We start from the raw sequence: 17,862 nt of genomic DNA, 5'->3' as shown, positions 1-17,862 counted from the left end.
TTTAATTTTGTAATTATTCTATTTCATCATTATATTCTATACATAATGGAATATCAAGAATAATATGTAAAATTTTAGCAATATATGTAAATAAAAAGGCAAACCAAAAATTTATTTCTTTTGGTTTGTCTTTTTTCTATATTAATTTGGTTTGATTATTTTAACTTAACCGGTGTAATTGGATCTTGGTTAGACATAATTTGTTTAGCATTATCTACGCATAATTGCACCATTTTATCTCGCGTTGCAATTGAACTACTACCGATGTGTGGCACAACGATCACTTGATCCATTTTTAAAAATGGATGATCATCTGAAATAGGTTCATTTTCAACAACATCTAATGCTGCACCTAAAATTTCTTGTTGCTCAATTGCTTCAATTAAATCAGATTCTACGATGTGACCACCACGTCCGATATTAATTAAAATTGCTGAGTTTTTCATTTTTTTAAATGTTTCTCGATTGAATATACCTTTCGTTTCAGGTGTTAATGGCGCCGTACAAACTACGAAATCACTCTCATTCAGCAATTCATCCATTGTACGATATTCAACATTTAATTGCTGTTCAGCTTCTTCTTTTCTGGAGCGGTTATGATAAAGTACTTTGCAATTAAAGCCTTTCAATCTTCTAGCAAAAGCTTCTCCAATTGAGCCCATACCATAAATACCAACTGTTGAGCCGTGGACATCTTTTCCTGCTAAAAGATACGGGCCCCAACTTTTCCATTCACCATTATGTACATATTGAACCGCTTCAACAATTCTTCTTGCTGCTGTTAACATTAACGTAAAGCCTAATTCGGCAGTCGTTTCTGTTAAAACTTCTGGTGTATTTGTAACAACAACACCTTTTTCTTCAGCAAGTTTCACATCAATATTATCAAAACCAACAGCTAAATTGACGACACCTTTTATGCGCGTTGCATTGTTAAAAAATTCATCATCAATTTGCTCGCTTAATGTCGTAATGACAATTGTAGCGTCTTGAGAACGTTCTAAAAATTCTTCTCGAGGCATTGGTTCTAATTCGCTGTTCCAAACATCTACTTCTGCATATTCTTTAATCTGATTGATAAACTTTTCTGGTAATTGTCTTGCAACAAGTACTTTCTCATTCATGTTCTCAGCTCCTTATGTGAATTTACTTAATAACTTCAAATAAATTCTTAACGCTATATGTTGGTAATACTTCTTTTTTATTAATTTCTTCTAAAGATGTTACACCAGTTTGTACATGTAATGTATCAATGCCACTATTGATTCCAGCTAAAATATCAGTATCATATAAGTCACCAATCATGACACAATCTTCTTTAGCATGACCAATTTTTTCAATAGCTTGTTCCATAATAATTGTTTCAGGTTTACCGATGAATACTGGCGTCTGTCCAGTCGATACACTCACAACACTTGTTAATGAACCATTTCCAGGTAAAAATCCTCTTTCATTTGGAATCGAAACATCTTTATTTGTAGATATGAATTTCGCACCATTTCTAACGGCTAAACATGCTACTGAAAGCTTTTCATAAGAAATATTCACATCTAAGCCCATTACGACATAATCAACATGTTCATCTTCTTTCACAACTAAGCCTGCATCTTTTAAAGAAGTTTCTAATCCACTTCCACCTACCATATAAACTGATGCGCCAGGAGAAGCTTCACTTATATATCCAGCCGTTGCCATTGCAGAAGTAATCACATGTTCGCTTGAAGTATGAAAACCCATATTATTTAATTTTTCTGCTACTTCAGCAGGTGTTTTTGAAGAGTTATTTGTAACGAATAAATAATCTTTATTATTTTCATTTAAATAATTTATAAATTCGATTGCACCTTCAATAACTTCCGTACCTTTATACATTGTGCCGTCTATATCAATAAAATAACCTTTATAATCTTTCATTTTTATCTCCTTCACCAAAAGCTGTTACGGGAACATTTTCATTTTCTAAAAAATGTTTTGTATCTTCAATTGCTTGTTTATAAAATGGTGTCGCAATTTCAAAAGCTTTTCTTAATTGATCATGATCAAGATTTTCATAATTTCGAATAAGTTCTTTTCTGTAATCAATAGATGTTCTAACTGCTTCAGCAGTTGAAGGTTGGAATACTTTTTCAAGTTCCATAATATCAATTACATCTTTATAATTACCAGGATCTCTTAAAATAAATGCATCAATAATCAAATTCCCAATATCGACTACAGATTCAATCATCATATGTGCGATTCTTTCCAAAGCATATGGAGAATTTTTCTCGGTTTCAAAATCTACCGTTAATTTTTCTAAATAATTTAATTTTAAAGTTAAAGTTTTGCTATCTACGAAATACATGTAGAAGACCTCCTATCCATATATCATCATATCATAATTTTGAATTGTAGGGCATTGCTCTGTATACTATACAAGTAAAGAAAGATTTTTAAAAAGGAGTCGCTAAACATGATAGATATGTTCTTATATGATGAGCAAGACGAAGCGAAAATACAATTTGTAGGATTTGTCGGTGAACATAGTCGCTATGACTTAACACTGATTTATACTAATAGACATTATGGAAAAACAATGGTGCTTAATACCCAAAATAATACATTTGGTATAATCGGTAAAGATGACTTAGAAGAAGAAGGCTATATTAGTCACATACTCGGTTTAACAGAAGAAGAAGGCGAAGAAGTAACAGAATATTTACATGATGTTATAGATATATAGATTTGAATTAATTATGTATTTTTTTAGTGCGTTCGTTATTTACAAGTTTGGCCGAAAGTGCTAATACTGATGCCGTTATTAGCAGTTCTGGCCGAAAGTGCTAATACTGATGCCGTTATTTGCAAGTTTGGCTAAAAGTGCTAATACTGATGCCGTTATTTGCAAGTTTGGCTAAAAGTGCTAATACTGATGCCGTTATTTGCAGTTCTGGTCGAAAGTGCAAATAAGAAGTCCAGTAATTACAATTCTCAGTAGTTTTGTAAATAAGGCACTCCATAGTAACACTTCGCTCGACTTTTGTTACTAACTCACCTGTCGTTACAAACAACTTCATACAAAAGTGTTCTCAACACTCGTTATAATTCAATACAAAAAGAGCCCGGAATTTTCTCGGGCTCTTTCGTTTATAAATAATCTTTTAAAGTATTTTTAGATGTAGGTTGTTCTTCAATTACGTCTTCTTCTGTTTCTACTGTTTCAGCTTCTTGTTGTTTGTTTTGTTGCTCTTGTTTTGTGTTTTGCTGAATTGTTGGCTCTATTTTAACATCTTCTAATTTATGTTCTTCGTCTATGAAAGTTGCTTCTTCTGCTGTTAATTTAGATATCTCAGATTTAGATAATCGTCTCAACACAAAATATTTACATCCAAAATTACAGTACTCTAATATATAATCTTGAATAGCAGAGAATCGCTTATTTGCATCACTTTTTTTATTAGAATCATGATAAAAGCCTTTTAAACGAAGTTGCTCGTAACCAAAGTCACCAACAATAAAATCATATTTATCTAGAATTTCAGAATAACGTGATGTAAATTGTTCTTCATTGAAAGATTTCTGATCATCTTTAATCACTTCAAAATAGTTATTTTCTATTTTAGTTAACATTCAATCACCTTATTAGTTATTAAGTGCTTGTTCACCTAGAATATGTTTTTGTTTAGCAGCTTCATTAACTTGTTCATCTGCGTGATAAGAACTACGTACCATTGGACCAGCTTGGCAATGTTTAAAGCCTTTTTCCATAGCTACTTTTCTTAATTTACCAAATTCTAAAGGTGTGTAGTATTTTTGAACATTTAAATGTTTACGTGATGGTTGTAAATATTGACCGATTGTCATAATATCTACGCCGTTTGCACGTAAATCATCCATTGTTTCATAAATTTCTTCAACTGTTTCACCAAGTCCAACCATTAAGCTAGATTTTGTAGGAATATCTGGGTACATTTCTTTAGATCTTCTTAAGAATTCTAATGTACGGTCGTATTTTGCACGTGCTCTAACTCTTGGTGTTAAGCGTCTAACTGTTTCGATATTATGGTTTAAAATATCTGGTTTAGAAGCCATTAAAGTTTCTAATGCTTCATAACTACCACCCATATCTGATGGTAAAATTTCAATCGTTGTATATGGATTTAACTCTCTTACTTTACGTACTGTTTCTGCATAAACGTTAGAACCAGCATCTTTCAAGTCATCTCTTGCTACAGCTGTAATTACTACGTGTTTTAAGTTCATAAGTTGAACTGATTCTGCTACACGTTGTGGTTCATCTAGATCTAACTCATTTGGAAGACCTGTTTTAACTGCACAGAAACGACATGCTCTTGTACAAACTGCACCTAAAATCATAAATGTAGCCGTACGTCTTTCTCCCCAACATTCGTGAATGTTTGGACATTTAGCTTCTTCACAAACTGTATGAAGATTCTTCTCACGCATCATTTTCTTCAAGCCTGTGTAATTCTTATTCGTGTTTAATTTTATTTTTAACCAGTCTGGTTTACGTAATATTTCTTCATTTTTAGTAGCCATATACGTGAACACCCTTCTATTATTAATTTTCATCTTTATATATTATAACGAATATAAGTATAAATTTAAATGCTCATTACACTTTCTTTTCATGTTGTAATAACTTTTGTTCAAAAATATTTCTTAAAAACTCTGGCATAATATAATTTATATTCATATCTTTCAGTATTGGGAAGTATCTTCCGAATGTGTACATATCAATTGTACCGAGCTTATATTGTTCGTGATCTTCTATTTCTTTACCATTCACAAAACATTGACCTGTAGACTCAATATAGCCGATATTTTTAAATACATATCCTCCGAAAATATCCCCTCTAAAGCCAAATCCAAATGCTACTTCATCCATATAGGACTGTTCCATCGCTTTATAGATAATTTGTTTAAGTTCTAGACCTCTTAAATCTACAGAAACAGTGTTTATAGGATGCGGTAACATTTGATGAATATCGTATTCTGTTAACTCATTGCCTGTCTTACCTTTAACGATAAGACCTGCATTAATAATTGCACAGTCTGCTCCTGTAAATTCTAATACACTTTCGCATAATAAATCCGTTGTATAACTTGCACTGTTAAGACGACGTGGTAATGAAAAATTACCTTCAAGAATCGGTTTATTTAATAATGCCTTACCTTTTTCTTCATAATCATTTGGTACTTCTTCAATTAAGTCAGAATTAATAATTTCCGCTTCTTTATGAATAACTTTTTGATTTTCAATAACTAAATCTACTTTACCAACATAATGTCCATATTTACCAGCTGCAGCCATCAACACACCATTTTGTACTTCGCCATTCTCAAAATAATGATGTGTATGTGCACCGAAAATAACGTTTACTTCCGGACATTCTTTGCAAATTTGCTCATCAAAGAAGATGCCGACATGACTTAATACGAGCAGTACATCATATGATTCATCCACTTGTTCGATTTCATTCTTTAGCGCAAGTAATGGTGACGTTACTTTCCAATCAAGTCTTTCATAAATATGATTAAATGGTGCTGTCAAACCAATCATACATACTTTAATACCATTAATATCTTTAACAACATGAGAAGTTATATGATTTGGTAAATTGCCTTTTAAATCAAATAAATTACAACAAGTAACATCGAACTGAGCTTCATCATATAAGTGATTCAAGGCATCATGAGATATTGTCATACCTTCATTATTACCTATTGTTACAACATCTACGTGACTGTCATTTAAAATATTAACATTTTCTCTACCTTGTGATGCTTCTGTTAAAGGATGAAATAAATCTATATGATCACCTATATCAATATATAGTGTATCATGCTGACAACGACTTCTTTCATCTTTAATATACTGAGATATTTTGGCATATGTATTTAAATGACTGTGTATATCATTTGTATGAAATATCGTGAGCTTCACAAATCCAACTCCTTATAAAATACTTTTTATAATCAAATATATACCTAAGATTAACATTGTAAATCTTAAAATTAAAACGACAGTATCTGACTTCATTCTACTATTTATTCTCACACCAATTTTTGCACCAAAGTAACTTGAAATAATCAATACAATCGCATGTACCCAAAGTACATTACCTTGTACAATGTGGCTGACAGAACTTGATAAACTTGAGAAGAATATCATCATCATACTTGTACCAACAGCAACGTGTGGTGGGAATCTAAATACAATAATCATCAATGGTGTCATCAGTGCACCACCACCGATACCAAATAAACCAGTCGTTATACCAACAATAAATGATGAAACAATAGCAACAAACGGTGGCACACCGTATTTATGATGTTCACCATATCTATCTGTAAATGATTTTAAATACTTTTCTTGTTGGAAATACTTTATTGGTTTCACATGATTACGTATCATTAATACGATAGAAATAAAGATTAAGAAAATACCGAAGTACAAATTAAATGAATCTAAAGTAAAATACTTACTTAAATATGCACCAAGTAAAGCACCTGGAATAATACCAATTAAGAATATTAATCCATTTTTTATATCAACTTGCTTCGTTTTCAAATACCCTAATGTTGCTGTTAATCCCGTTGTAATTAAAATAACTGATGATGTACCAATCGCTCTTTGTGGTGTCATACCAGACAATAATTGATGGTCTATACCAAAGTATACGAGTGACGGAACAATAATAATTCCGCCACCAATTCCAACTAGCGCCCCTAATATTGCAGACGATACACCTATAATAATTAACACTAAATATGCCATACCTGTCACCTCTAAAATAATTTAAGTTGCTTAGGCGCTAAACCTTCGTATTCTATATCTAATAACTTTTGGTAAGTTTTGGCATTTTGTGCAGCATGTCCACCAGAATTATTATTAAATACTACATAAACATCTTTCGCTTTATGCTCTAAAATTTTAACTTTATCAGCTAACTCTTTAAGTTCTGCTTCATTATAATCATATAAATATCTGACATCACGCCACTCTTGATCTGTCATATCTTTCTTCGTCCATCCATTTACATTTCTACCATGGTAACGGACGAAAGCAACATCATGCGTAATACGATTAACAAGTGGTATAGACCCTTCTCCACTCTGCGGTTCATCACAAACACTATGAATAAATTTCATTTCGGTTAAAAATTCCAACGTATACTCTTTAACATCTTCTTTAAACCAAGTACGATTACGGAATTCGATACAAACATCAAAATCTTTTAATTGCTCACGTACATAACGTAAATAATTAATATTTTGAGGTTGTAAATCAAACCAAGGTGGAAACTGTACGAGAATCATCGCTAACTTTCCTGATGCTTTCAAAGGTACCATCGAATCCTTAAATAAATTAAATAATGTCATTTTGTCCTCAGCAAAATCAGTTACCTCAGCATGACCTGTTAACGCCTGATGAATCTTAACAACAAACTTGAAATTATTAGGCGTTTCCCGAATCCATTTTTCAATATTTCGTTGCGGTTGAATCGCATAATAAGTTGCATCTAATTCCACAATAGGAAAATGAGCAGCATATGCTTTTAACTTATCTTTTTTATTAGACAGGTCTTCATATAAAGAATCATGATCTCCCCATCCAGTTAGGCCAATTTTTATCATATCTCATCACCATACTCATCATACCACACAGAGTATTTATAGTTCAGTTTGTTTGATTAAAATTATGTAAAACTATGAATGAGCAGTAAAGAATCTTATGTCGCTCGTTACACTTCGCTCGACTTTTGTTACTATAGGCCTCCTTAGTTACACTTCCACAGACTTTTGTTACTATAGCCCCCCTTAGTTACACTTCCACAGACTTTTGTTACTATAGACCCCCTTAGTTACACTTCCACAGACTTTTGTTACTAAATCCACCATACTTTTCAACTCATAAAAAATAACGGCTATGACAAACTATAATGTCCTTGCCGTTTTAAATATTGTATTCCAAAAATATTATTTAGTAACTTGTTATCTTAAAACATTTACAAGATTTATTGTTTAGTCACCTTTTCATACTCTGATTTACTGATATATTCTATAAAATAAACCCACTTACCTTTGTGATCGATTTTGACATATTTTTCAGAAGGACTATATCCTTTAAAGTCCAATAAATAGTTGTTTTTATGTCCATTTTCATCATAAGATTCTATATCTTTATAATCTTGGATATCTATTATTTCTTGTTTACTTAGATGTTCTGCATCATTAGTACTTGGCACTACAGCATAACTCCAACCTCTTTTAACTAATGGATTAATTACATCTATTTTTTCATCAATATTTTTCATCGTAAATAAAATTATACAAATGACCATAATGCTTGCTATTAATGTATAAATTAATTTTTTCATTATTGAGTCTCACCTCTTCTTGCATCTTTCAACAAACAATATTTATACCAGTAATAAGTATCACGATAGAGCGTAATTTGAATGAAATAATTAAATTCAATACGTCTTAAGAATAATATATTTAATTCATAATATTCTGTCAATTACTTTTTATACAGTTTTTTACATTTAAAACCCTCGCTATTTGTTTGTTGATAGCGAGGGTTTTGTGGTATATTTAATTTATTCGGATACCTTACATAATGTTATTTAATGATGGCCGTCATTGTATAATTTTTATGGTTAAGGTATTTTTTTCTGCGTTTTTATTCAATATTTTGTCTCCTATTTTAATTTCAATACTTGTCCGATTTGTATGACACCTGATGTTAATCCGTTCAATTTCTTTAATGTTGCTACGGTAACGCCTGTTTTTTGACTGATACTCCATAGTGTATCTCCTGCTACGACTGTATATGTTGTTGGCTTCGTATTGAGGGCACCGCCGTTAATGGCTTCTGCTAGTGATTTTGTATATGCATTTAAATTATTTTTAATGTAATTCATATCTTTTGTTGAGGTAATAAATCCTAATTCTACTAATCGGTAATTGATATATTCTGCTTTAGCAACGTTACAATGTAATAGGTCACTTCTTTCTGTAATGCCTCTAACAGTACCTACATGTTTTTTCACAGCTGTTTGTAATGCTGTATCAATACTGTCTGCTGCTAATCCACTTGGAATAATAACATGACCTCCTGTAGCTGATGCGGCTGCTGAATCTAAATGAAATTCTACTACAATTTCATAACCTTGTGATTTAACCCAATATAATCCGTAATCTGTTTTATTTCCGACTTGTTCGCCGTATGCTGTATCTTGATACATATCTTGGTCTTTACCATATATTCCAACTGTATGACCTGCTTGTTTTAAATAATTTGCTACTCTGTCTACAATATTCGCTCTAATAAAATCTCTTTCATTTGTTCCATTTCCTACTGCGCCTGGATCATTATATCCATGCCCTGCTACAATCATAATTTTTCTACTCATTTTAACGGCTCCTTTATTGTTAGATTTGTCTAATTTTTGATTAAGTTTGGATATGTCATAATTTTCAATTGGCATACCACTGCACACTCTTGTTACTTCTTTAGAAATGTCTTCACCTTTTTGACGTAATTGAATATGCAAATGTTCACTCATCGGGTTATTGTCATAATTACTATTGCCTTGTAATCCAATGATGTCACCTTGTATGACTTTATCACCTTTAGAAAATTGTAATGTATCTCTTTGCATATGACCGTATATCCAATCATTGCCATTACTATCTCTAATTTCAATTGTCCCTCCGAAATTACCAAATGGTTCACTTAATATAACTGTTCCACTAGTAACAGCTGGAATTTGATTCGTTTCATTACTATAGACATCAAATGCTCTATGATAACCACTACAATAGGCATCATAATTTATTCCATCTTCTCTGTAATTTCTATATCCATAGTTTTTCGGATATTGATCGTACGTTCTTGGGTCAGATGAAATTTCCCATCCTTTTTTAGTTAAATAAGTTATAGCTGTTAACATTCAATCATCCTTTCTTATTTTTATTTTTTACCAGATTCTTTTAAGAACTTTTCTTGTTCACGTGATTGATTTGTAAAAATGAATGTATTTTTCCAAATACCATAAAGCACAAATACAATAGGTATACCTGTGTTTAATACGTTCATCCACGCATTTAACTTTTGAGGATTCAACCATTCTACCGAAATACCAGATGCATTCAATGCTAAATATAGTGCACCTAAGAACCCACCTATCATTGCAATAAATTGTTTAACTTTGTCTAGATCAATTGGGATTCTGTTATCTTCTTCGGAATAATTCAAATTTACTTTATCTGTTTTGAAGTTCATTTTAACCATGTGTATCACCTCCTTGGTTACACTATAATATAACTTTTGGTTGACGTCAATAACTTTTAGTTATATTTTTCTGCAAAATTATTGATAAAATATAACTATAGGTTATAATAATAGTATCAATCATATAAGGAGCGGGAAACTTATGGTGTCTCAAAATAAACTCTCTGAACAAATAAGTTTATTAAGAACTAAAAATGGATGGACGCAACAAAAATTAGCAGATGCGTTACAAGTTTCAAAACAATCCATTTCATATTGGGAAACAGGAAGAAAAGCACCAAAGATGAAGAAAATAGAAGAAATGGCAAAGTTATTTGACGTGAGTGTCAGTTATATTTTAGACGGGGAAGCTAAACAAACTTATAACTCTACTGCAGAAACGATTGCCGCACATTTAGATGGAGAATTAACAGAAGAAGAATTGAAGAAAGTATTAGAATATGTTGATTTTCTAAAGCATCAAAACAAATGATTTATTAAACGGATAATATGGTGGGGATAATTTGAATAGATATGAAAAAACACTTATCAATAATGAACACATCGTGATTAAAGAAACAAGTAACCTTCCGAATCAACTGAAAGGTTTATATGTAGATGGATTAATTTTATTGAAAGATGATTTATCTAACAAAGAAAAGCTAGAAGTGCTAGGAGAAGAGTTAGCCCATCATGATATATCTTATGGAGATATTCTCGATACAAGTGAATTATGGAAATGGAAATTTGAGCATAAAGCAAGAAGATTAGGATTTGAAAAAATTATACCTCTAAAAAGTATTGTGCAAGCATATCAATCAGGTGTCCATAATAAATTTGAACTGAGTAATTATTTAGACGTATCTGAAGGTTATATAGATGAAGCTTTAGAACATTACAAACAAAAATATGGATTAAGCACATGGTATGATCATTATTTAATAAAGTTCAACCCACTTCAAGTTTATGAATATAGAGAAATCAATTAAAGGCTGAGACGTCATTGTCTCAGCCTTTAATCATGTTATAAACATACGTTATATTTACCATTCTGCAATGCTGCCATCTTTGTGTCTCCAAACTGGGTTATGCCAATCATGCCCGACTTCCGCCATTTTTCTGACATGTGCTTCATCTATTTCTACACCAAGGCCAGGCTTTTTAGGAATATCTACATATCCATCTTTAAATTCAAATACTTCTTTGTTCGTAATATAATCTAGAATATCACTGTCTTTATTGTAATGAATGCCTAAGCTTTGTTCTTGAATAAAAGCATTGTGACAAGTTGCATCTACTTGTAGACATGATGCTAAAGCGATAGGTCCAAGAGGACAATGAGGTGCAGCACCTACATCATAAGCTTCTGCCATAGAAATAATTTTTTTACATTCTGTTATACCACCAGCATGTGATAAATCAGGTTGAATGATATCGACAAATCCACTTTCTAAAATAGGTTTGAAATCCCATCTTGAAAATAGTCTTTCCCCAAGTGCTATAGGAATAGTTGTCGTTTGACTAATTTCTCTAACCGCTTCTATATTTTCACTTAACACAGGTTCTTCTATAAACATTGGATTGTATGGCTCTAATTCTTTCGCTAAGACTTTAGCCATTGGTTTATGAACACGCCCATGAAAATCAATTCCAATACCTAATTGATTGCCAGCTGCTTCTCTAATGCCAGCTACACGTTGAACAACACTTTCTATCTTGTCATAACTATCTATATACTGTAATTCTTCAGTTGCATTCATTTTGATTGCTTCAAAACCATTTTCAAGAGCTTTTTTAGCAGCGTTCGCAGTATCTTGAGGTCTGTCACCACCAATCCATGAATATACTTTCATAGATTCTCTACATGCCCCTCCTAATAATTCATGAACAGGTGCGTTATAATATTTACCTTTAATATCCCACAATGCTTGGTCTATACCTGAAATGGCACTCATTAAAATTGGACCACCTCTATAAAAGCTACTTCTATACATCATATTCCAGTGATCTTCAATATTTAAAGGATTCTTGCCAATCAACTGTTGCATAAATTCATCAACTGCTGCACCAACAGTTTGAGCTTTACCTTCAATTACAGGTTCGCCCCATCCGACGATACCTTCATCCGTCGTAATTTTTAGAAACAACCAACGCGGTGGTACTTGAAACAACTCATAGTCTACAATCTTCATGTTAGCACTCCTCTTTAATGTACTTTGTTATAAAATGCTTGTGCTTTTTGTTCTAGTTCTTCAAAATACGCTTTATTCGTTTCTACTTTCGTATTTACTAAAGCACTTCCTAAACCAACTCCAACAGCTCCCGCTTCAATAAAGTCAGTAACATTGTCTATACTCACACCACCTGTTGGTAAAAGTGGTATATGCGGTAATGGACCTTGTAAATCTTTAATATATTCAGGACCTAAACTTGTTGTTGGAAAGACTTTAATAATATCTCCACCGTATTCATAAGCTTCTAAAATTTCTGTTGGTGTCATAGCACCTGGTATACTTACGGCACCATATTTTTTGCTCATGCGAATCGTATCTTTATCTACCGTTGGCGACAATATAAATGTTGCACCACTTAAAATAGCTAACCTTGCCGATTCTGAATCTAAGACTGTACCTGCTCCGACTACAACTTTATCCTTCATTTCATTAGAGATCAGTTCAATAGATTCTAACGCTTTAGGTGAATTCATCGTAACCTCAATCGCACGAATACCTGCTTTATATAACGTTTCTACGATTGGTAAAATATCATTGGGTTTTGCATTTCGTAAAATTGCGATTAATTTAGTTTCTTTGATTATTTGTAATGTATCTATTTTAGACGCCTCCTTATCTAATCACATCATCTACATGACCTGTATGTTTCATCTGTTCAATTTCTTCTTTAGTTGGTAAGCCTTCAACATCACCTTTAACTGTTGTCACGAGTGCACCTGCATTACAAGCCTGTTCAGTCGCTTCATGAATGGACAATCCTTCGATAATACCTGCGATTAAACCTGCCGCAAAGCCATCTCCAGCACCAACAGGATCAACGACTTCTATTTCTTTTGAAGCTTTTGCATAACCTGAAATATCGTTATGTACATAGTAAGCACCTTTACTTCCTAATTTAACAACTACTGTTGATGCACCTAAATTAATAATTTCTTGGGCGATTTCTTCTTCAGATTGTGTATTGAATAAAAATGCCCCTTCACTCGTTCCTGGCAACACAATATCACTTAAAGCGATTAATTGTTTTAATGTTTCTTTCGCTTCATCTTCAGACCATAATTTGAGTCTTAAGTTTGGATCGAAAACAACTTGTAATCCTAATGATTTTGCTGTCGAAATGAGTTTAAATATTGTTTGTTTACAAGATGCACTTAAAGCAGGCGTAATACCTGTTACATATAAATATTTAAATTGAGCGACATAACTTTCATCTATATTTGCTTCAGACATTAGACTAGCTGCTGAACCTTTTCTATAATAATGAACACGTGTTTGATCTTGTCGAAATTTCTCTTTAAGAAAAATGCCAGTTGGCGCCTCAGATATTAATTTTACAGAATCTACATTAATACCTTCACCACGAACAAAATTTAAAATCTTCTGCCCTAATTCATCATTTCCTAATTGACTGATCCAACCAGTTTTAACGCCAAGCTTTTCTAACCCAATTAGCGTATTTGTTTCAGCCCCAGCTATATGCGTTGAAAAGTCTTGAGCATAACGCATTGGTCCTACTTCTTTAGGTGCAAACACAACCATTGTTTCTCCAATAGACAATACATCCATCTTCATGACCCTCCTTATAACTTAATAGCCGTCTGCGTTGTATAAACGTGCAGATAAACCACCATCAATGACTAAGTGTTCACCTGTCATCATTTCAGAATCATCAGATGCTAAATATTGCGCTAATTTACCAATATCTTCTGGTTCATTAATTCTTGATGTCGCGTGTAAATCTAAGACGCCTTGTCTCACTTCATCTTCGTTTTCCATTGAATCAAACCAATTTTTTAAATGTGATGTGTTCGTAAATCCTGGACATATCGCATTTACACGAATATTGTATTTACCTAAACTTAATGCCATACCTCTTGTCATCGCATTAACGCCACCTTTAGCGGCAGCATACATATCAGTATCTGGTAAAGTCGCGATTGAATGGTTTGAAGAAATATTGATAATTGAACCGCCACCTTGTTTTTTCATTTCAGGGATGACATGTTTCGAACATAAGAATGTTCCTCTCAAATCAATATTGATAATAGAATCCCAATCTTCAACTGTTGCTTCTTCAATTGATTTAAACACTGTGATACCTGCATTATTAACGAGTGTGTTGATTTTCCCATAATGATTCACTGTTTCGTTAACCATATTAATAATACTTTCTTCTTTAGATACATCTGTTTCAACAAAGTATGCATCGCCACCGTTATCGATTATTTCTGCTACTGTTTCTTTACCAAACTCTGGATCGATTGTAGCAACGACAATCTTTGCGCCTTTACTGCCAAGTTGTTTTGCAATACCTTTACCGATACCTTTTCCTGCGCCAGTTACAATAATGACTTGTTCATTTAATTCACTCATTAATAATTCCTCCTTATATTCATTTATTTGGTTTTGGTAATGAGAATATTTCTTCGACAATTAAAGATGCTGCACCAATCGTATATAAATCGTCCCCTAAAGCAGAAGTTACAATTGGTGTCTCTTTCGCATCTTCCCCCATTACTTTTAACCGAATGATTGCTTTAATTTCTGGTAGTAAGAGATGACTAATATTTGTTAAACTACCACCTAATACAATAAATTTTGGTCCAAATAAATTGATCAATATTGCAAAGCCTAAACCAAGATTCCTACCAACTTCTTTAGCAATTTGGACACATAATTCATCGCCTTGATTCACTGCCTCATAAAAATCTTCAATATTTAAATCATCAATTTCAGACTGTATATTTAATATTTGGCTTTTACGACCAATTTTTAATTGACGCTTAATCATTTTTAAAATTGCTGTTTCTGAAGTCAACGTTTCTAAACAGCCATAGTTACCACAAGAACATAATGGACCGTCTGGATCTATCGTGACATGTCCAATTTGACCTGTAATATGATGATTGCCTCTTAAAATCGATCCATTATTGATAATACTTGCTCCAACACCATAGTCTACGATGACCGATATAAAGTTTGTTTCTTCTTTACCTTGGCCAAACCACATTTCCGCAAGTGCTGCACTATTACAATCATTATCAATTAAGACCATCAAGTCTGTTTCAGATTCTAATATCGATTTAATTTCGATATTTCTCCATCCTAAGTTTGGTGCAAAGATATTTGTACCATTTTGAGTATCGACCAATCCGTGCATGCCTACTCCAATACCAAGCACTTCAATTTGTTGGGCTGAATATTCTTCTGCAATTAAACGAATTTCTTGTCCTAAATAAACAATCATGTCATTCGGATCTTTTTGTAAATCCATTTCTATTTGTTTCTCAAATAAGATTTCTGCTCTCAAATTGCTGACAATAATACTCGTTCTATATGCACCAATTTCTAATCCAATCATCACTTTCTTCTCTTTATTAATATCAAGTGGTATCGGTTGTCTGCCTCTAACTTTTCTTTCCATTGCCTTCTCTTCTATCCATTGTTCATCAATTAATATTGAAACAATTTCTGAAACAGAAGGTCTTGATAAGTCAATTCTATTCGCAATTTCTACTCTAGAGATTGGTCCATACTTTTGAATCATCCTTAATACAAGTTGCTTATTATAATCTTTCATTAAATTAATATTGATCCGAGATGACTGCTTCACGACACCCCTCCTTAACTTTAAGTAATTCAAAATAACTAAAATAAATATTTTTATTCATATATTACTTGATTTTCTATTTGAAAAGGCTTACATTAATAATTAAATCAGATTCAAAGAGTAATTACAACTTTTTTAGTTACCTTAAATAATTAAATATCATCAACGAGTTCCAAACTTTTATTTTAACTAAAGTTTCTGATGGCGTTATTCAAATTACATGGGGGTAATAAAATGGAAGCAAGCAATTATAGAACGAAGTTAATTTTCTTCCTAGGTGCTTTAGGTGGATTGCTTTACGGATATGACACGGGTGTTATATCTGGCGCGTTGCTTTTTATAAAAAATGATATACCACTCACAAGTTTCACTGAAGGTTTGGTCGTGAGTTCAATGTTAGTTGGTGCAATATTCGGCTCAGGATTCAGTGGACCACTATCGGATAAACTTGGTCGAAGAAAGCTCGTATTTGTTATTGCGATTGTCTTTATCGTCGGCGCATTAATTCTATCATTAGCACAATCAATGGTTATCTTAGTCTTAGGTAGATTTATAATCGGGTTAGCAGTTGGTGGCTCTACAGCGATCGTGCCAGTCTATTTATCTGAAATGGCACCTACTGACACGAGAGGTTCTTTAAGTTCATTAAACCAACTGATGATCACAATAGGTATTCTTGCTTCATATTTAGTCAACTATGCGTTCGCAGATATGGAAGCTTGGAGATGGATGGTTGGATTAGCAGTTGTACCTTCTGTCATCTTAATGATCGGTGTTTACTTTATGCCAGAAAGCCCTAGATGGTTACTTGAACATAAAAGTGAAAAAGCCGCTAGAAAAGTTATGGCAATTACAAGAAAACAATCAGAAATTGATAAAGAAATTGATGAAATGAAAGAAATTATTCATATATCAGAAAGTACATGGACAGTCTTAAAATCCGTTTGGCTAAGACCCGTACTTGTTATTGGCTGTATATTTGCACTACTCCAACAAATCATCGGCATTAATGCCATCATTTACTATGCACCAACAATCTTTAGTAAAGCAGGTTTAGGAGATGCAACAGCTATTCTTGGAACAGTCGGCATCGGATCAGTCAATGTAATTGTAACGATATTTGCAATATATATAATGGATAAAATTGACCGTAAAAAACTACTCATTACAGGTAATATCGGTATGGTTTGTTCATTACTTATTATGGCGACACTCGTATGGACAATCGGATTACACTCAACAGTCGGTGCATGGATTATTGTCGCATGTTTAACATTGTTCATTGTCTTCTTCGCATTCACTTGGGGACCAATCTTATGGATCATGTTACCAGAACTATTCCCAATGAGAGCAAGAGGCGCAGCAACAGGTATCGCAACATTATCATTATCAATAGGTAGTTTATTAGTCGCACAATTCTTCCCACTACTCACATCAGTTATGGGAATCGAACAAGTATTTCTAATCTTTGCAGTCATCGGTATACTCGCAATGATATTTGTCATCAAATACTTACCAGAAACAAGAGGCAGAAGCCTTGAAGAAATCGAAGTAGACTTAAGAAATAGAACATCATCCGTTACATTATCTAAAATAGATTAAGTCATAGAAAAACCCCGTAGAAATTCTGCACTAACCCCAGGATGGTAGTGACCCCCCAAAGTTAGAGTTTCCATTATGCTATTAATTGGCTGGATTGAGTTCGGTATTGTACTGGACTTCGTCCAGCCAATTTT

General features: G+C 32.9%; 19 protein-coding genes and 1 pseudogene. 4 read left to right on the top strand and 16 right to left on the bottom strand.

What is annotated here, in order from left to right:
* Nucleotides 1-155: 155 nt before the first annotated feature.
* Genes LQ611_RS08890 through LQ611_RS08880 form a run of 3 tightly spaced genes read right to left on the bottom strand, consistent with a single transcriptional unit; the run spans nucleotide 156 to nucleotide 2,344 of the window.
* Complete coding sequence (locus LQ611_RS08890) at nucleotides 156-1,124, bottom strand: 2-hydroxyacid dehydrogenase (RefSeq protein ID WP_107572698.1); 969 nt, start codon at nucleotides 1,122-1,124, stop codon at nucleotides 156-158.
* Between the two features lie 22 nt (nucleotides 1,125-1,146).
* On the bottom strand, nucleotides 1,147-1,914 hold the full coding sequence (locus tag LQ611_RS08885) for a TIGR01457 family HAD-type hydrolase (protein ID WP_025904399.1): 768 nt from the start codon (nucleotides 1,912-1,914) through the stop codon (nucleotides 1,147-1,149).
* The gene (locus LQ611_RS08880) at nucleotides 1,901-2,344 is read right to left on the bottom strand and encodes a DUF86 domain-containing protein (protein WP_107572699.1); all 444 of its coding nucleotides are present in this window, start codon (nucleotides 2,342-2,344) and stop codon (nucleotides 1,901-1,903) included. Before LQ611_RS08880 ends, LQ611_RS08885 begins: the two co-directional genes overlap by 14 nt.
* 108 nt (nucleotides 2,345-2,452) lie before the next feature.
* Here LQ611_RS08880 and LQ611_RS08875 point away from each other — a divergent pair, with 108 nt between their 5' ends.
* A complete protein-coding gene (locus tag LQ611_RS08875; protein ID WP_049319809.1) occupies nucleotides 2,453-2,722 on the top strand; it encodes a DUF3055 domain-containing protein in 270 nt (89 codons plus the stop codon).
* 509 nt (nucleotides 2,723-3,231) lie between these two features.
* Here the strand turns inward: LQ611_RS08875 and LQ611_RS08870 are convergent.
* From LQ611_RS08870 to LQ611_RS08835, 8 genes and pseudogenes are all read right to left on the bottom strand, one after another.
* A pseudogene (locus LQ611_RS08870) lies at nucleotides 3,232-3,609 on the bottom strand (YutD family protein); the annotation flags it as partial.
* Nucleotides 3,610-3,621: 12 nt separating this feature from the next.
* Nucleotides 3,622-4,539, bottom strand: coding sequence for a lipoyl synthase (gene lipA, locus LQ611_RS08865; protein WP_025904395.1), 918 nt, complete (start codon nucleotides 4,537-4,539; stop codon nucleotides 3,622-3,624).
* Nucleotides 4,540-4,615: 76 nt separating this feature from the next.
* Nucleotides 4,616-5,947, bottom strand: a complete 1,332-nt coding sequence (locus LQ611_RS08860; protein ID WP_239709532.1) for a bifunctional metallophosphatase/5'-nucleotidase — start codon at nucleotides 5,945-5,947, stop codon at nucleotides 4,616-4,618.
* A 12-nt stretch (nucleotides 5,948-5,959) separates the two neighbouring features.
* Nucleotides 5,960-6,781 (bottom strand): sulfite exporter TauE/SafE family protein, encoded by an 822-nt coding sequence (locus LQ611_RS08855; protein ID WP_239709531.1) that lies wholly within the window; start codon nucleotides 6,779-6,781, stop codon nucleotides 5,960-5,962.
* 11 nt (nucleotides 6,782-6,792) lie between these two features.
* Nucleotides 6,793-7,641 carry a DUF72 domain-containing protein gene (locus LQ611_RS08850; RefSeq protein WP_107572703.1) on the bottom strand — a complete coding sequence of 283 codons (849 nt, stop codon included), beginning with the start codon at nucleotides 7,639-7,641 and terminating at the stop codon, nucleotides 6,793-6,795.
* A gap of 380 nt (nucleotides 7,642-8,021) precedes the next feature.
* Nucleotides 8,022-8,384: a YxeA family protein gene (locus LQ611_RS08845; protein ID WP_107572704.1), complete on the bottom strand. Its 363-nt coding sequence runs from the start codon at nucleotides 8,382-8,384 to the stop codon at nucleotides 8,022-8,024.
* A 324-nt stretch (nucleotides 8,385-8,708) separates the two neighbouring features.
* A complete protein-coding gene (locus LQ611_RS08840; protein WP_239709530.1) occupies nucleotides 8,709-9,962 on the bottom strand; it encodes an N-acetylmuramoyl-L-alanine amidase in 1,254 nt (417 codons plus the stop codon).
* 20 nt (nucleotides 9,963-9,982) lie between these two features.
* Nucleotides 9,983-10,303 (bottom strand): phage holin, encoded by a 321-nt coding sequence (locus LQ611_RS08835; protein ID WP_107572706.1) that lies wholly within the window; start codon nucleotides 10,301-10,303, stop codon nucleotides 9,983-9,985.
* A gap of 142 nt (nucleotides 10,304-10,445) precedes the next feature.
* On the opposite strand from LQ611_RS08835, the gene LQ611_RS08830 reads away from it, so the two are divergent.
* Entirely contained in the window at nucleotides 10,446-10,775 is a 330-nt protein-coding gene (locus LQ611_RS08830; RefSeq protein ID WP_025904388.1) for a helix-turn-helix transcriptional regulator, read from the top strand.
* A 31-nt stretch (nucleotides 10,776-10,806) separates the two neighbouring features.
* On the top strand, nucleotides 10,807-11,271 hold the full coding sequence (locus LQ611_RS08825; protein WP_025904387.1) for an ImmA/IrrE family metallo-endopeptidase: 465 nt from the start codon (nucleotides 10,807-10,809) through the stop codon (nucleotides 11,269-11,271).
* A 54-nt stretch (nucleotides 11,272-11,325) separates the two neighbouring features.
* On the opposite strand, the gene dgoD is transcribed toward LQ611_RS08825, so the two are convergent.
* From dgoD to LQ611_RS08800, 5 genes are read right to left on the bottom strand one after another with little or no spacing between them, the layout of a single operon-like run.
* The gene (dgoD, locus tag LQ611_RS08820) at nucleotides 11,326-12,474 is read right to left on the bottom strand and encodes a galactonate dehydratase (RefSeq protein ID WP_107572707.1); all 1,149 of its coding nucleotides are present in this window, start codon (nucleotides 12,472-12,474) and stop codon (nucleotides 11,326-11,328) included.
* Nucleotides 12,475-12,488: 14 nt separating this feature from the next.
* Complete coding sequence (locus LQ611_RS08815; protein WP_311403215.1) at nucleotides 12,489-13,097, bottom strand: bifunctional 4-hydroxy-2-oxoglutarate aldolase/2-dehydro-3-deoxy-phosphogluconate aldolase; 609 nt, start codon at nucleotides 13,095-13,097, stop codon at nucleotides 12,489-12,491.
* Nucleotides 13,098-13,128: 31 nt separating this feature from the next.
* Nucleotides 13,129-14,082 carry a sugar kinase gene (locus LQ611_RS08810; protein WP_107572709.1) on the bottom strand — a complete coding sequence of 318 codons (954 nt, stop codon included), beginning with the start codon at nucleotides 14,080-14,082 and terminating at the stop codon, nucleotides 13,129-13,131.
* Nucleotides 14,083-14,103: 21 nt separating this feature from the next.
* On the bottom strand, nucleotides 14,104-14,889 hold the full coding sequence (locus LQ611_RS08805) for an SDR family NAD(P)-dependent oxidoreductase (protein WP_107565548.1): 786 nt from the start codon (nucleotides 14,887-14,889) through the stop codon (nucleotides 14,104-14,106).
* Nucleotides 14,890-14,908: 19 nt separating this feature from the next.
* Entirely contained in the window at nucleotides 14,909-16,129 is a 1,221-nt protein-coding gene (locus tag LQ611_RS08800) for an ROK family transcriptional regulator (RefSeq protein WP_119625840.1), read from the bottom strand.
* Nucleotides 16,130-16,360: 231 nt separating this feature from the next.
* Here LQ611_RS08800 and glcP point away from each other — a divergent pair, with 231 nt between their 5' ends.
* Nucleotides 16,361-17,728, top strand: coding sequence for a glucose transporter GlcP (gene glcP / locus LQ611_RS08795; protein WP_103361240.1), 1,368 nt, complete (start codon nucleotides 16,361-16,363; stop codon nucleotides 17,726-17,728).
* Nucleotides 17,729-17,862: the final 134 nt, after the last annotated feature.

The organism is Mammaliicoccus sp. L-M44 (assembly GCF_022386355.1).
GTDB classification, from domain to species: Bacteria; Bacillota; Bacilli; order Staphylococcales; family Staphylococcaceae; genus Mammaliicoccus; species Mammaliicoccus sciuri_A.
Note: the sequence above shows the minus strand (reverse complement) of the source record. Positions and strands in the feature narration are given on the sequence as shown.

Excerpts from the sequence above, each read along its gene's own strand:
- LQ611_RS08890 (WP_107572698.1), bottom strand. The coding sequence starts at position 1,124 with ATGAATGAGAAAGTACTTGTTGCAAGACAATTACCAGAAAAGTTTATC.
- LQ611_RS08885 (WP_025904399.1), bottom strand. The coding sequence starts at position 1,914 with ATGAAAGATTATAAAGGTTATTTTATTGATATAGACGGCACAATGTAT.
- LQ611_RS08880 (WP_107572699.1), bottom strand. The coding sequence starts at position 2,344 with ATGTATTTCGTAGATAGCAAAACTTTAACTTTAAAATTAAATTATTTA.
- LQ611_RS08875 (WP_049319809.1), top strand. The coding sequence starts at position 2,453 with ATGATAGATATGTTCTTATATGATGAGCAAGACGAAGCGAAAATACAA.
- lipA (WP_025904395.1), bottom strand. The coding sequence starts at position 4,539 with ATGGCTACTAAAAATGAAGAAATATTACGTAAACCAGACTGGTTAAAA.
- LQ611_RS08855 (WP_239709531.1), bottom strand. The coding sequence starts at position 6,781 with ATGGCATATTTAGTGTTAATTATTATAGGTGTATCGTCTGCAATATTA.
- LQ611_RS08850 (WP_107572703.1), bottom strand. The coding sequence starts at position 7,641 with ATGATAAAAATTGGCCTAACTGGATGGGGAGATCATGATTCTTTATAT.
- LQ611_RS08845 (WP_107572704.1), bottom strand. The coding sequence starts at position 8,384 with ATGAAAAAATTAATTTATACATTAATAGCAAGCATTATGGTCATTTGT.
- LQ611_RS08840 (WP_239709530.1), bottom strand. The coding sequence starts at position 9,962 with ATGTTAACAGCTATAACTTATTTAACTAAAAAAGGATGGGAAATTTCA.
- LQ611_RS08835 (WP_107572706.1), bottom strand. The coding sequence starts at position 10,303 with ATGGTTAAAATGAACTTCAAAACAGATAAAGTAAATTTGAATTATTCC.
- LQ611_RS08830 (WP_025904388.1), top strand. The coding sequence starts at position 10,446 with ATGGTGTCTCAAAATAAACTCTCTGAACAAATAAGTTTATTAAGAACT.
- dgoD (WP_107572707.1), bottom strand. The coding sequence starts at position 12,474 with ATGAAGATTGTAGACTATGAGTTGTTTCAAGTACCACCGCGTTGGTTG.
- LQ611_RS08810 (WP_107572709.1), bottom strand. The coding sequence starts at position 14,082 with ATGGATGTATTGTCTATTGGAGAAACAATGGTTGTGTTTGCACCTAAA.
- LQ611_RS08805 (WP_107565548.1), bottom strand. The coding sequence starts at position 14,889 with ATGAGTGAATTAAATGAACAAGTCATTATTGTAACTGGCGCAGGAAAA.
- glcP (WP_103361240.1), top strand. The coding sequence starts at position 16,361 with ATGGAAGCAAGCAATTATAGAACGAAGTTAATTTTCTTCCTAGGTGCT.